Annotated in this window: 11 protein-coding genes; 5 read left to right on the top strand and 6 right to left on the bottom strand. The window is 64.1% G+C overall.

The annotated features are described in order from the left end of the window. Positions 1-30: 30 nt before the first annotated feature. Together WN982_RS30945 and WN982_RS30950 are read right to left on the bottom strand one after the other, a co-directional pair. Positions 31-3,480, bottom strand: coding sequence for a DEAD/DEAH box helicase (locus WN982_RS30945; RefSeq protein WP_341319356.1), 3,450 nt, complete (start codon positions 3,478-3,480; stop codon positions 31-33). A 184-nt stretch (positions 3,481-3,664) separates the two neighbouring features. Next, entirely contained in the window at positions 3,665-4,489 is an 825-nt protein-coding gene (locus WN982_RS30950) for a DeoR/GlpR family DNA-binding transcription regulator (protein WP_341319357.1), read from the bottom strand. Positions 4,490-4,760: 271 nt separating this feature from the next. Between WN982_RS30950 and WN982_RS30955 the strand changes: the two genes are divergently transcribed. Next, entirely contained in the window at positions 4,761-7,256 is a 2,496-nt protein-coding gene (locus WN982_RS30955; RefSeq protein WP_341319358.1) for an FAD-dependent oxidoreductase, read from the top strand. Positions 7,257-7,276: 20 nt separating this feature from the next. On the opposite strand, the gene WN982_RS30960 is transcribed toward WN982_RS30955, so the two are convergent. Then, entirely contained in the window at positions 7,277-7,546 is a 270-nt protein-coding gene (locus tag WN982_RS30960; RefSeq protein ID WP_341319359.1) for a DUF4148 domain-containing protein, read from the bottom strand. Positions 7,547-7,792: 246 nt separating this feature from the next. Between WN982_RS30960 and WN982_RS30965 the strand changes: the two genes are divergently transcribed. The 3 genes from WN982_RS30965 (at position 7,793) to WN982_RS30975 (ending at position 10,004) form a co-directional block, all read left to right on the top strand. Continuing rightward, on the top strand, positions 7,793-8,518 hold the full coding sequence (locus WN982_RS30965; protein WP_341319360.1) for a transcriptional regulator: 726 nt from the start codon (positions 7,793-7,795) through the stop codon (positions 8,516-8,518). Positions 8,519-8,661: 143 nt separating this feature from the next. After that, positions 8,662-9,180: a sigma-70 family RNA polymerase sigma factor gene (locus WN982_RS30970; RefSeq protein WP_341319361.1), complete on the top strand. Its 519-nt coding sequence runs from the start codon at positions 8,662-8,664 to the stop codon at positions 9,178-9,180. Further along, positions 9,177-10,004 (top strand): anti-sigma factor, encoded by an 828-nt coding sequence (locus WN982_RS30975; RefSeq protein ID WP_341319362.1) that lies wholly within the window; start codon positions 9,177-9,179, stop codon positions 10,002-10,004. Before WN982_RS30970 ends, WN982_RS30975 begins: the two co-directional genes overlap by 4 nt. Before the next feature lie 13 nt (positions 10,005-10,017). Here the strand turns inward: WN982_RS30975 and WN982_RS30980 are convergent, their stop codons facing one another. The 3 genes from WN982_RS30980 to WN982_RS30990 form a co-directional block, all read right to left on the bottom strand. Further along, the gene (locus WN982_RS30980) at positions 10,018-11,079 is read right to left on the bottom strand and encodes a lipase secretion chaperone (RefSeq protein ID WP_341319363.1); all 1,062 of its coding nucleotides are present in this window, start codon (positions 11,077-11,079) and stop codon (positions 10,018-10,020) included. Between the two features lie 4 nt (positions 11,080-11,083). Continuing rightward, positions 11,084-12,178, bottom strand: a complete 1,095-nt coding sequence (locus WN982_RS30985) for a triacylglycerol lipase (RefSeq protein ID WP_341319364.1) — start codon at positions 12,176-12,178, stop codon at positions 11,084-11,086. A 106-nt stretch (positions 12,179-12,284) separates the two neighbouring features. After that, the gene (locus WN982_RS30990) at positions 12,285-13,208 is read right to left on the bottom strand and encodes an AraC family transcriptional regulator (RefSeq protein ID WP_341319365.1); all 924 of its coding nucleotides are present in this window, start codon (positions 13,206-13,208) and stop codon (positions 12,285-12,287) included. A 219-nt stretch (positions 13,209-13,427) separates the two neighbouring features. On the opposite strand from WN982_RS30990, the gene WN982_RS30995 reads away from it, so the two are divergent. Continuing rightward, on the top strand, positions 13,428-14,330 hold the full coding sequence (locus tag WN982_RS30995; protein WP_341319471.1) for an NAD(P)H-binding protein: 903 nt from the start codon (positions 13,428-13,430) through the stop codon (positions 14,328-14,330). Positions 14,331-14,351 lie beyond the last annotated feature (21 nt).

Here is a 14,351-nt window from a genome sequence, read left to right on the forward strand (position 1 = left end):
GGGTTTGACATTTAAACCGCTCGAGCAACCTTACCTCCCCCCTTCAATCTCCGGCATCGGCGCGAACAGCGCGTCGAGATCGTCGTCCGAGAACTTGGTGGCGCCGGCGGCGTCTTCGGACAGAATGCTGTCGGCCAGCCCCGCCTTCTGCTCCTGCAACTCGACGATCTTCTCTTCGATGCTGCCCGCCGCAATCAGCTTGTAGACGAACACCGGCTTGTCCTGCCCCAGCCGATGCGCGCGATCGGTCGCCTGATTCTCGGCGGCGGGGTTCCACCACGGGTCGTAGTGAATCACCGTGTCGGCGGCGGTCAGGTTCAGGCCCACGCCGCCCGCCTTCAGGCTGATCAGGAACAACGGCACCTCGCCCTGCTGGAACCGCTCGACCGGCGTGATGCGGTCGGCGGTGTCGCCGGTCAGAATCACATAGGGAATCGCGGCTTCCTCGAGCGCCTCGGCGATCAGCGACAACATGCCGGTGAACTGCGAGAACAGCAGCACGCGCCGCCCTTCCTCGATCAGCTCCGGGAGCATCGACAACAGCAGATCGAGCTTGGCCGAACGCGTGACGCGCGCGCCCTTCTCGACCTGTTTTACCTTCTCACTCTTCTCGCCCGCTTCCTTGTCAACCCTGATCGACTTCACGAGGCGCGGATCGCAGCATACCTGGCGCAGTTTCAGCAAAGCATCGAGCACGATGATGTGACTGCGCGCGAGGCCTTGCGCGCTGACCGCCGCGCGCACTCTTTCCTGCATCGCCGTGCGCACGGTTTCATAGAGATCGCGCTGCGCGCCTTCCAGATCGACCGAGCACACGATGGTGGTCTTGGCAGGCAATTCCTTCGCGACCTCGTCCTTGCGACGGCGCAGCATGAATGGCCGGATGCGGCGCGCCAGCAACGCGCGGCGCACGCCGTCGCCGTTTTTCTCGATCGGGTTGCGCCAGCGTTTGGTGAAGTCTTTCTGGCTGCCGAGAAAACCCGGCAGCAGGAAGTCGAACTGCGACCACAATTCGCCGAGATGATTTTCCAGCGGCGTGCCGGTCAGACACAGCCGATGCCGCGCGCGCAATCCGCGGATCGCCTGCGCGGCTTTGGTGGTCGCGTTCTTGACGTACTGCGCCTCGTCGAGAATCAGCAAGTGATAGTCGTGCTGGGCAAGCACCTTCTGGTCGCGCCATAGCAGCGCGTACGTCGTCAGAATCAGTTCGTGTTCGCCGATCTGCTCGAAGCGCTCTTTGCGCTGCGGGCCGTTCAGCACCAGCACTTTCAGCTCGGGCGCGAAGCGGCGCGCTTCCTCGCGCCAGTTGTGCACGAGCGTGGTCGGCACCACGATCAGCGCGGGACGGTCGAGCCGCCCGGCTTCCTTCTCAGCGAGAATGTGCGCCAGCGTCTGCACGGTCTTGCCGAGCCCCATGTCGTCGGCCAGCACGCCGGCCAGATCGTGTGCGCGCAGAAACTGCATCCAGTTCAGACCTTGCTGCTGATACGCGCGCAGTTCCGCTTGCAGGCCACGCGGCACCGGTACTTCGTGCAAGCCCGGCCCGGCCTGCAGGCGTTGCGCCAGTTGGCGGATCGAATCTTCGCCCTGAAATTGCCAACGGCCCGTGCTGTTCAACGCTTCCAGCCGGCCTGCATCGAGGGCGGGCACGCGCAGCGCGGCGCCGTCGGCAAGCGAGCCGCCCAGCGCGTCGAACAGGTCGACCAGCACGCGCACCACCGGTTTCAGCCGGTCGGCGCGCAGCCGCAGACGCTTGTTCTCTTCCGTCTTCAGCTCGATCGGCTCTTCGTCGGCGATCGCTTCCAGCGCGCCACCCAGCCAGCGCCGGTCGCGCCGGAACAGATCGGCCAGAAGCGGCTCGAGCCGCACGTTGCGCTCGCCGACCTGAATGCCCATCTCCAGATCGAACCAGCCGTCGCCCGCCTGATGCGCGGTGCCGTCGATCGCGTCGATCTCGATGACGTTGTAGCGGAACTCCGGCGCCATGGCGACGCGCCAGCCTTTGCTCGTGAGGTCCGGCACGGCGTCGTTGACGAAGGCGGACCAGGCGTCGGCGTCCGGCAGCCCGAGCATCGTGTCGGGCAATAACCGGGAAGCGTAGACGCGGCTGGTCGGGACTCTTTGCAGACCGCTCTTGCGTAATTCAAGCAGGCGTTTCTTTTCGACCTCGTAGCGACGCCGGATATGAATCACGTCGCCGCCCGGCACCGGCACCAGCGTGACGCTGCTGTCCACGTTGATACTGATGCCCTCATAGTCGAAGCTGACGCCGGCGAGCTCCACCGTCTCGGACTTGCGCTGACCGGTTTTGCCGCCGGACGGCAGCGAGTGGCTATTGAGCGTCAGCACCGGCACCGGATCGACGTCGATCACGCGGATCGCCGACGCGTCGTGCGCGGGGGGCAGCGGCAAATCGGGCGCGATTTCACGCAGTACCGCGGCGACCAGCGGCGCTTCGGCGAGCGAGATCGGCGGCATCGCGAGGTAGTCGGGCAACTGCTGGAACGGCAACGACAACTCGACGATGCCGGCCTCATTCGAGACGCCGTCCACGTACCAGACCGGTTCGGTGGGCAGCACCATGCTGGCGCGCGGCTCGGTGCACAGCGCGGGCCGCAGCCGCTCATCCGCAAGCGGCTCCCATTCGATCCGCCCGGGCCGGTCGGCGCCGCGCGACAACGGTGTCGGCCCTTGACGACCGGGTTCGGGTTTGAATTCGAAGAACAGACGCCCCGTCGCGATCAGTTTTTGCAGCATTTCGGCGCCGCTCGTGCCGCGCAGAATGAACTGGCCGAAATCTTCACGCGAGCGGCCCAGCCACAGGCCGCGCAGGATCGACAGATCCTCGTCGGAGACAAACTTCGGTTGTTTCAGCAGCGCCGCTTCCACGTTGCCCCACGGCTCGTCGACTTCGAAGATCGCGCCGTCCGGTTTGCAGCGCGCCTTGTACAGCACGACCTCATGGCGCATGTGGAAGTTGGACCAGTTGAGCAGATACGCCAGCGTCTGGGTACGCGTGGAACTCGCCTTCTGGGCGACGGCAGCGTCGGCCTCGGCGCGCGCGCGAAAACGCTCGAGCCAGCTAACCAGTTCGGGACGCACGCCGGAGGGCGGCTCCGGTTTTTTCTCGGCTCGCGCAGCCCGGGGATGCTCCGGCGGCCAGTGCTCGTCCATGTCGACGTGGGTCACATGGTCCATCGCTTCGTGATACTCGAGTTCGGCGAGCAGCAAGGCGGCAGCATGCTTGCAGTTGGTTCCGACCGGACAGGTGCAGTCCCCATCGGCCCAAATCGAACGCTTCCCATGATAGAAGTGCACCCGCGTGTGATACGGGCGGCTTTGCGTGCCCTGCACGTCGCCGCAGAGCGTGTCGCCATCCCATTGGAGGTTCGTCACGGCGCCGACCGAACGGGCTTTGGCCAACGTGTGCGCACCCATCCAATCCGCAATCTGGTCTCGATCAAAGAAAAACGACGACATCAGCGTGTTCCATCCGTATTCAAGCAGGCAATGGCGCGCGTACGGGCAAAAAATCAAGACGGCAGGCGGCGTATTGCGCCTGCCGAGGTGTCTCTGCCCGGCATCGATTGCCCGTGGTAACCGGCCATTTTACGCGTTGGACGGAATTGGCTGTGGCGACGGCGCGAGCCCCGGAACAAATCGCTTAGAGAGGAGACCCGGCTGCCGGGCTGGTGTCGATGCCGGCGGGTTCGGAGCCGCTGCGCTCCGGTGCGCCGACACTGACCTCCAGCCCTGCCGCGGCGAACACCTGAACTAACGCGGGCACCGGCGCTTTGTCGGTGACCAGCAGATCGACAGCGTCAGGGCCAAAGGCGTGAACCAGTGCGCTATGGCCGAATTTCGCGTGATCCGCGGCGACCACGCGCCGCTCCGCCTGCGCGAAGGCGGCGAGCGAAAACGCGGCATCGGCGGGCAGAGCGTCCATGAAACGCCCTTGCATATCGATTGCGGTGACCGAGACGATCGCGTAGCGCACGTGGAACTGGCGGAGAAAGGCGAGCACGCTGTCGCCGAAGGCTGCGCCATCATCCGCGCGCAACTCGCCGCCCGCGATGAACACGCGATTGCCGTTGCGCGACGCAAGCGTGCGGGCAACCTCAATGGAATGGGTCACGACGGTGAGCCGCGAGCGCGCGCACAACGCCTGCGCGATATGCAGGCAGGTGGTGCCGCCTTCGAGGATCAGCGAGTCGCCGTCACGCACCAGTTCGCTGATGCGCGCGCCGATCACCTGCTTGGCCTCGCGGCTCGCCAGCATGCGCCGCTGGAACGGCGGCTCGTCGAGGCGCTCGGGCAGCATGATGCCGCCGTGAACCTTGACGAGCAGGCCGTCGGCGATCAACGGCTTGATATTGCGGCGGATGGTCTCGTCGGAAACCTCGAAGCGGCCGGCCAGATCGGTGATCGTGCAGGTGCGCTGCTCGCGGACGAGGCGCAGGATTTCGGCTTGGCGTTGGGTGGAGAACATGACGTCTGAGCGGTGGCTATTCGGGGAGTCTAACAAAAGCCGGGGGTACGGCGGGCTAAGAACCCACAAACTACCAAGCAAAACCACATGCCGTTTTTGAATGGCGATTTTTTCACATCATGAGTGCCGTGTTTGTGGAAATTCAAGGCTGGCAGCGCTGAGTCGCCGCCTATGCGTAACGCCGGGATGACGTCCGTGTCACTACAATGATCGTTGCATTTTGTGTTTTTTTGCGGCAATCTATGCAAACATTTTCAACTCATTCCCACATATGTCCACGTTCATCCCCTCTCACGCTCGAGTCGTCATCGTCGGCGGTGGCATCATTGGCTGCTCGGTCGCCTATCACCTCGCGAAATTGGGCTGGACTGACGTGGTTCTGCTCGAACAGGGCCAGCTGTCGTGCGGCACGACCTGGCACGCGGCCGGCCTCGTCGGCCAGTTGCGCGCGCAGGAAAGCATGACGAAGCTGATCCGCTATTCGACGGCGCTCTATGCCGAACTCGAAGCGGATACCGGCCTCGCGACCGGCTGGAAGCAATGCGGCTCGCTGTCGGTCGCGCGCACCGCCGAGCGGATGACGCAGCTCAAGCGAACCGCCGCCGCCGCACGCGCTTACGGTGTGGCGTGCGACGTGATCGGCCCACAGGAGGCCGGCGAGCTATGGCCGGTCATGCGCACCGACGACCTGCTCGGCGCCGTCTGGCTACCCGGCGACGGCAAGGCGAATCCCACCGATCTGACCCAGGCGCTCGCCCGCGGCGCGCGCCTGCGCGGCGCTCGCATCGCCGAACACACCCGGGTGACGGCGATCCACACGCGCACGGCGCAAAGCGGCGCAGCGAATGGCGCCCGCGAAGTCAGCGGTCTCGCGTGGCGCAACAAGGACGGTGAAGAAGGCACGATCGGCGCGGACATCGTCGTCAATTGCGCCGGTCAATGGGCCAAAGCGGTCGGCCGCTTGTGCGGCGTCACGGTGCCGCTGCATTCGGCCGAGCACTACTACATCGTCACCGAACGGATCGCCGGCGTGCATCCGGACCTGCCGGTGATGCGCGACCCGGACGGCTTCATCTATTTCAAGGAGGAAGTCGGCGGTCTGGTGATGGGCGGCTTCGAGCCGAACGCGAAACCGTGGGGCGTGAACGGCATTCCGGAGAATTTCGAATTCCAGTTGCTGCCCGACGACTGGGATCAATTCGAGATCCTGATGGAGAACGCGTTGCAGCGCGTGCCCGCGCTCGAAACAGCGCAGGTCCGGCAGTTCTACAACGGCCCGGAATCGTTCACGCCGGACAACAACTTCATGCTCGGCGAAGCGCCCGAATTGCGCCGCTTCTTTGTCGGCGCGGGCTTCAATTCGATGGGCATCGCATCGGCGGGCGGCGCGGGCATGGCGCTCGCCGGATGGATCGTCGCGGGCGAGCCGACCATGGACCTGTGGCCGGTCGATATCCGCCGCTTCGCGCGCTTTAACGGCAACGACACGTGGCTGCACGATCGCGTCAAGGAAACACTCGGCCTGCATTACGCGATGCCCTGGCCGAATCGCGAACTCGACAGCGCGCGCCCGTTTCGCCGCTCGCCGCTCTATTCGCTGCTACGCGATGACGGCGCCTGCTTCGGCAACAAGATGGGCTGGGAGCGCGCCAACTTTTTTGCGCCGACGCGTGAAGAGGCGCGGATCGACTACGCGTTCGGCCAACAGAACTGGTTGCCGTGGAGCGGCGCCGAACATCGCGCGTGCCGCGAAGGCGTTGCACTGTTCGACATGACGTCGTTCTCCAAATTTCTGGTCAAGGGACGCGACGCGCAAAGCGTGCTGCAAGGCATTGTCGCGAACGATGTCGCCGTTGCGCCGGGCACCACCGTCTACACCGGCATGCTCAACGAGCGCGGCACCTATGAATCGGATTTCACACTGACGCGCCTCGCTGACGATCAATATCTGCTCGTCACCGGCAGCGCGCAAACCACGCGCGACTTCGACATCATCGAAAAGGCCATTCCGCACGACAAGCACTGCACACTGGTCGACGTCACCGGCCAATACGCCGTGCTCGCCGTCATGGGACCGCGCTCGCGCGAGCTGCTGCAAAGCGTCTCGAAGGCGGACTGGAGCGACGCGGCGTTCGCCTTCGGCCAAAGCCGCGAAGTCGATCTCGGTTACGCGACGGTGCGCGCCACCCGCCTCACCTACGTCGGCGAACTCGGCTGGGAACTGTACGTGCCGGTCGAATTCGCAGTCGGCGTGTACGAGACGCTGCACGAAGCCGGCAAGCCGTTCGGTCTCGTCAATGCAGGCTACTACGCAATCGATTCGCTACGTATCGAGAAAGGCTATCGCGCGTGGGGCCGCGAACTCACGCCGGACACGAATCCGTTCGAAGCGGGTCTGTCGTTCACATGTAAGCTCGACAAGGACATCCCGTTCCGCGGCCGCGATGTGTTGTTGAAGTTGCGCGCCGAACCGCTTCGCCGTCGCATGGCGGTGCTCACGGCCGACGGCGCCGCCGATCGCATGCTGTGGGGCGGCGAAGCGATTCTGCGCGACGGCAAACCGGTCGGCTTCGTCAGTTCGGCGGCGTTCGGACACACGCTCGGCTGTCCGGTGGCAATGGGCTACATCAACAATCCGGACGGCGTTGCCGATGCGGCGTATCTGAACAGCGGGCAATACACGATCGATGTCGCCGGCGATTTGCTGCCGGCGACCGTGCATCTGAAGGCGCCTTATGATCCGCGTTCGGATCGGGTGAAAAGCTAACGCGCCGGCTATCGATACCTTCAATTGACGCTGCCGGCCGGCGAGCTGCCGCTCGCGATGCGGCCGGCAGCGGCCGCTTGAGCAGCGAGCGCTTCCTTGTGATGCTCGACCTGTTGCGCGAAGACCGGACTGACGTCCGGATACGATGCATCGGTGACGTAGTTAAGACCGTTCTGTTGCGCTTCGATCAATTCCTGGTACACCTGAGCACGTGTCTTGCCTTCGGCAAATGCGCTTGACGAAGCCGCAAGAACGACAATGGACAACGCGGCAAATGTGATCTTCTTCATGATGAACTCCAGTGAGTTTTGTGCGGGTTTGCATGAGGGAGAACCCCTCGTTTCCGCTTTTTATTCCTGCGTTGCCGCGCGGAAAAAATATACTTCAAGCGCGGAATAAAGCGTCGCGCAAACGGGTTTGCCTGCTGATTGGCGGTATCGCAGCGGTGTCGAAAATAGTGTGTCGAGCGCATGGAATAAACCCATGCGTATGCGTGTTTGCCATTCGATAGCTGAAATTCGACGCATGCAGGCACCATGAATCCAATCGACTCCCACCCCTATTCGCCGCTTTCCGAAGCGGACATTCAGGCGTACGCCGACGGCACGCTGACACCGGAACGCGTCGCATACCTGAGGGACTATCTGGGGAAGGATCCGGAGGAAGCGCGCCGCGTGGCGTTCTACGGCAGACTGAATGCGCAGATTCAGCGGGCCTTTCAAACAACCGACGAACCGGTGACGGACCGCGCGGCAGGCTGGCGCGGCTCACTCCACCGGCTGACCGCTGCGATGCGCGACAGCAAGGCCGTGAAAACGATAGCGGTGCTCGTTCTGGTACTGGCATCCGCGAGCGGTTGGCTCGCCGCGACCCAGGTATCCGCTCAGGCGCTCGACAACGCCGCCGTGATGGCGCTCGCGGAAACCGCTGCCAGGCAGTTCTCCGCTGCGTCGGCGACGCGAACCAGCGTGTCGGCGCCCGACCTCGCAGCGGTCGGTTTGCGGCTCGTCGACGAAAGAACCTTGGCGCTTGGGGCGTTCCAGCGGGCCGGCGAATTCGTCTATCTGAATGCGGACAGCCGGCCCGTGGTGCTGATTTCCACCCTGGCGCTGCTGGCGCCGGCGCAGCCGCAATGGGCCGCGCGCCGGATCGGCGATATCCGCCTGCTGACCTGGACCGCACAGCGGCAGCGTTTCGTGGTCGTCGGCGACGCCCGCACCCACGGCCTGATGCGCGCCGCCGACGTGATGACGATGCGATGACCCCAGCAGACGCCCCACAACCGCTTAACCAGCAAGGGAATAAAATGCGCCCACGCGTGTTTGCACCTGAAATACGCGTGGTGACTCAACCGATGGCCGCCCACCCGGCGCCCGACGAGAAGCCCCCACGATTGGGATGAAAAATGGATGTCCGTGACGAGTTGATGGAGCATGTGCCGCGCTTGCGGCGCTATGCGCGAGCGTTGATCAACAACCGGGATCTGGCCGACGATCTGGTGCAGGACACGCTCGAACGCGCGCTTGGCCGCACCGGCCTGTTCCAGCAAGGCACCGATTTGCGCGCGTGGTTATTCACGATCATGCATAACGTGTTCGCCAATCAGGCGCGCAAGGCCTCAGTGCGCGCCGTGCATGTCCCGGTCGACGATGAAAGCGTCCATGAAAGCGAATTCGCCGTGCCATCCGATCAGACCCGCTCGCTGGAAATGCGCGACCTCGACTATGCGTTGCAGCGCCTGCCCATGGAGCAGCGCGAAGTCGTGCTGCTGGTCGGCCTCGAAGAAATGAGCTACGCCGACGTGGCGCTCGCGCTGAACATTCCGATCGGCACGGTGATGTCGCGGCTTTCGCGCGGGCGCGAGCGGCTTCGGGCGTTGATGGCGGGCACGCAGCCCGGTGCGAAATTACAGGTGGTGCGATGAGCGACCAACACATGCCGATCGGCGAAGAAGACCTTCACGCGTACGTGGACGGCACGTTGTCCGACGGACGCCGCGTCGAGGTGGAACGCGCGCTCGAACAGAGCCCCGAGTTGGCCGCGCGCGTCAGCGATTATTTCTCGCTGAATAACATGTTCCATGAACGCTATGACCGCGTGCTGAGCGAGCCTGTGCCCAAGCGCCTGCAAGCGCCTTCGGCACGTGGGCGCCGCTGGCGCATCGCCGCCAACTGGCCGCAGTTCGCCGGCATGGCCGCGGCTTTGGTGCTGGGAATCGGCATTGGCGTGGGCACGCATATGGGACAGGACGTCATCACGCCGCTCGCAAGTCGCTCGGACACGCGCACCGTCAGTGCGGACGGCGCCGAAGGATTCGCGCGGCAAGCCGCGCTGGCGCATGTGGTCTACATGCCCGCCATCGACCGGCCAGCCGATCTCGGCGCCGATCACGAACAGGATTTCGTGCAGTGGCTGTCCGACCGGCTGGGCACAAACGTGCATCCGCCGATGCTGTCGAAGAGCGGTTTCAACCTGTCGGGTGGCCGCCTGTTGCCCGGCGCTGACGGACCGACCGCGCAGTTCATGTATCGCGGCCCGAACGGCGAGCGCGTGACGCTATGCATCTCGCGCCGTCAGGCGAATGCGAACACCACCGCGTTCAAGCTGTATCAGGACGGGCCAGTGAACGTGTTCTACTGGGTGGACGGCGATTTCGGTTACGCGGTGTCAGGCGGCATCGACCGCAAGGTGTTGCTGCAACTGTCGCATGACGTGTATTCGCAGTTGACCGGCGCGGCGCCGGGCTGATCACTGCCGCGCGTCAGCTTCCGGAACCGCGGCCGCGATCGAGCGACGCCGCGCGCATCGCGTCGCTCGGGTTCGTGAAGAACTGCTGGCGCAATTGCGCGATCTGCGCGTCACGCTGTTGCGGCGGCAAATCCTGTTTGTCGATTTGCGCGCGCTGGCTTGCATAGTCTGCATAGCGGGCCTGCCAGGCGTCGTCGGCTCGCTGCATCTGCACGACGCGCTCCGCCGCTTCAGGGCCGAGCGTCTGCGTGATCTGCGCGCGCAGCGTATCAAGCGACGCGCCCTGCTTTTGCGTCTGCGTTTGTGCCTGACTGATTGCGTCGATCGATGCCTGTTCTTGACGTACACGCTCACGCGCCGCGCGCGTTTCCGGCGGCAATGCTGCATCTAGCGCGGCAAGACGTGCAGCTTTCTGCGTGTCGCTCAATGATGTATTGGACACGATGCGCAGGCGCGCCAGATCGGCGTGTTGCTGCTGCGATTGCCCGCCGAAGAACGGCTCGTTCCAGTCGCCCATCAACCGGGTGCCCAATGCATCGCGCTGATCGAGCGCGAGTTGCAGCGCGTCCAGATCCATCTTTGCGCCGTTTTGCGTCGGCGCTTGCGGCAACTGCGCGAGCGCGGTGTTGTAGGCGTTGTAGCGCTGCCAGACGGCCAGCGCTTCGTCGGCGGCCGGCGTGCCGTCGAGTTGCGCTGCAATCTGGCGGCGCACTAACGCGTCGAGCCTGGTTGCCGGGACTTCGTTTTGCGTCGTCAGAAAGTAGTCGAAGAAATCGCGAACCGCACGGGCGTGGAGCAGATGACCTCGGCCATCGGTCGGCAGATGCGGCGGCGTTGAGCCGTCGAGTGAAGCAGGTAACGCGCCGATTGTTGACGCGCTGGCGGCCGGGTCGGCGCTCGATGCGCGCGCCGATTGCGCGGAACTCGCCGCGTTGACCACATGCGACGCAGGCGCATCGTGCCCGGACCGCGCGCCGCTCAACCACAATGCGGCGCCAGCCGACAGCGCACTCGCCGCCACAAAGGCCAACCACTGACTGCGTGCACTGCCCCGCCGCTCGTCGAGCCGGCGCATCCGCTCAAACGCCCTGCGTCTTCAACCGGTTCGCCTGCGTGCGGATCACCGCGACCGGGTCCGCCGCATTCGCGCCGCGCACGCCGAGCAACTGGTTGATCTCGTCCAGATGGTTCCACTTGTAGCTGGTGCCGAGCACCTTGCCGTAGAGCGCGCTGCATACGGAGACCAAACCGTCGTTCTGCCCGGACTGGCGACTCACCATGACGGCGCCGATGCCGTACAGCACGAGCGTCGAGGCATCGAGGAGATTAGCGGCATCGATCGGCGCGACGCTTGTATCGGTCGCGCCTTGAATGCCGAGCACTGAGGTTGGCTGAATGGCGCTGCCCGCCCATGAGTACAACAGGTGCGTGTTGCCGTTGACGGTCTCGGTTGCCGCGCCCGTTTGACACGAACCGGGTGCGCCGAGCCCCGCGCTCGGATAGCGCGTGTTGTATGCCGCGGCGTTCGCCGTAGTCAGCGTCTGGAGCGCAGCCACCGCGTCCTGATTCGTGTTGTGCGTGCTATTCGTCAGGACACCGAATATATTTGCAAACGCCCCGATGATCGGCGTCGACAGACCGGTCGGGTCTTTCTGCAGTGCGTCCTGCGCGAAGTCGGCGAACTCCGAACCGCGATGCGGTGTGCCGATGGTCGTCACGGAGGCGACCAGTTCAGGCGCTACCGCCGCAACGTAGCGCGACGTCAAACCACCCTGGCTATGCCCTATCAGGTTGACCTTCTGCGCGCCGGTTGCGGCGAGCACCTGCTTCACGTAAGCGAGCAGTTGTTCGCCACGGCCGTTGGGACCGTCGTCGCTCTGAAAGCCTGACAGGTTCGCCACATACACCGTCGCTCCATGCTGCTCGAGATCCGACTGAATGCCGTACCAGTAGTCGAGCACGCCGAGGTATTTGTCGGTGCCGGCGAGGCCGTGCACGAGGATGATCGGATAACGGGTTGCCGCGTAATCGTCGGTGCTGGTGCTTGAAGTCGCGGCGACCGCGCGATCGATGCCGGCCGGCGTCGCGAGTGTCAGAAGAACGGCGAGCGGTGCTTGAGTGAGTGCAGCAGCGATTGCCCAGGCGACGATGCGAGAACCCTTCGATTTCGACATAGGACGGCCTCCGGTTGCGAAGTCCGCATTTAGCTATGGAAATCGATTGAGGGCAATAGAGCGGGAACTCCAAATTGGTTACGCCGCCCCGCGGGTTGAATGTTTATCAGGGTGTGGCGATGCGGCGGGCATTCCGCGAATTCAGTTCGATGATGCCGCCTGCATCCGGACTTGACTTGACGATGTCACGCGGCGTAACTCCAAGCAACCGATTCATCCAATGCGCCATATGGCTCTGGTGCGCAAAGCCCGTTTCGAGCGCGATCTGACTCGCGCTCAGCTTGCCTTCCAGCAAGAGCGTTTTCGCACGTTCGACACGTCGTTGCACCACGTACTGATGCACCGGCATGCCAAGCGTTTCGCGAAACAGCACCTTGAAATGCGGCACGCTCAACTCCGCATGCCCGGCCAGTTCGGTGAGCGTAAGACGCTGATCCAGATGCGTTTCAATGAAATCGATTACGCGCGCGGCCATTTTCGGCGCGAGCACGCGGCGCTTGTTGTCGAGCATCGGCGCGCCGCCGACCAGCCGCACGATCATCGCGGTGCACAGGCTCTCCGCGTAGAGCGGATCGGACGCGTCGTCGGCTTCGAGTTCGGCGCGTAAAGCCCACGCGAGATGCTGAAAGCGCGGGTCGCGCATCTGAAACTGCGGACGAAGCCGCGTTTCGCTCGACTTCAGCTCCAGTTGTTCGACGGTCCTGCGCGCGAAGTCTTCGGCGAACCACACGCTGAAAATCGTGCAAGCGGATTCATCGCTCCACTGCCCGTCGAGCCCCGCGGGAACCACATCGGCGTCGCCATGCGCCTGAATCCGCGAGTAGCGACGTTCGTTGCACATGCAAAGCGCACGGACCGGCGCGCCGACATGCACGCCCACACGATGATGCTTGAGCGCCGGAATCCGGTGCAGACCGGCGGCCACGCTGACCAGCTCCGCGCCAAAGCCCCGCCAGCCGAGCGCCTTGCTGGAACGCAAGGTGATGCGAGAACCACTGTGCGGCTGTGGCATGGGTATCACGGCATTCATTGGATTCCCTCGTAGATGGCGGCCAATGTAGCTGCATTGTGCGGTGTTTTACGCCGTTTCGCCTAGCTTGCCCTCAATCTTGCCACTGTGCTCAATCGCGTGCTGCGACACCACATAAAAACCAGTCATCCGAATCTGCGCACCACGATCCTTGCCCGCGCGTTTCCTGATTCGCGCGTCCCTATGATGACAGCACACCAGGTCCACAAGGAGTTCACCGTGTTTGTGATTTTTGGAGCAGCAGGCAATGTAGGTCGAGTGAGCGCAGCGGCATTGCGCCGTGCAGGCCGCGAGGTACGCGCGGTGGTGCGCAACGAGCGGCAAGGCGAACTGCTGGCGGAAGTCGGTTGCGAGATTGCTCTCGCCGATCTGCTCGATCTGCCATCGGTTGCTCGGGCTATCGAGGGCGCGTACGCGGTGCAGATGCTGTGTCCCGTGCCGCATGCGGACGCCGATCCCGCCACCACGATGCGCCGCATGATCGACGTGGGCGCCGCCGCATTGCGCGCCAACCCGCCGCAACGCGTACTCGCACTATCCGACTATGGCGCGGAGCACGCAAACGGCACCGGCATCACGACGTTGTTTCACTACCTCGAAACGCGACTCAAGCCCGTCGACAGTCAGTTGATCTTCTTACGCGCCGCCGAACATATGCAGAACTGGGCGCGCGTGTTGCCGATCGCGCTCGCGAAGGGTGTGCTGCCGAGCCTGCATCATCCGTTGAGCAAGCTGTTTCCGACGGTCGCGTCACAGGACGTTGGACTGCTCGCCGCCGAACTGCTGCTCGACGACCGGCTGGCCAACGTATCGCCACGCGTGGTCAGCATTGAAGGCGAGGCGCGCGTCAGCGCGTTCGACGTTGCACGCACATTCGGCGCATTGGCTCACCGTGAGATCGTCGCGCACGACATGCCGCGCGGCGAATGGGCCGCCATGCTCCACGGCGCCGGACTCGGCGCGAACTACGCGCGCCTGATCACCGATCTGTACGACGCCCACAACGCCGGCCGCATCGACGTCGAAACGGAAGTCAGCGAGCGGCGCTTCGGCGCGACGGCCCTCGCGGACGTGTTCGCTTCGATCCTGCCGCGGATCGAAGCGGTTGCGGCGGCACGCTGAACGCGCATGTCATAGGAGAAA

The organism is Paraburkholderia sp. IMGN_8 (genome assembly GCF_038050405.1).
Classification (GTDB): Bacteria; Pseudomonadota; Gammaproteobacteria; order Burkholderiales; family Burkholderiaceae; genus Paraburkholderia.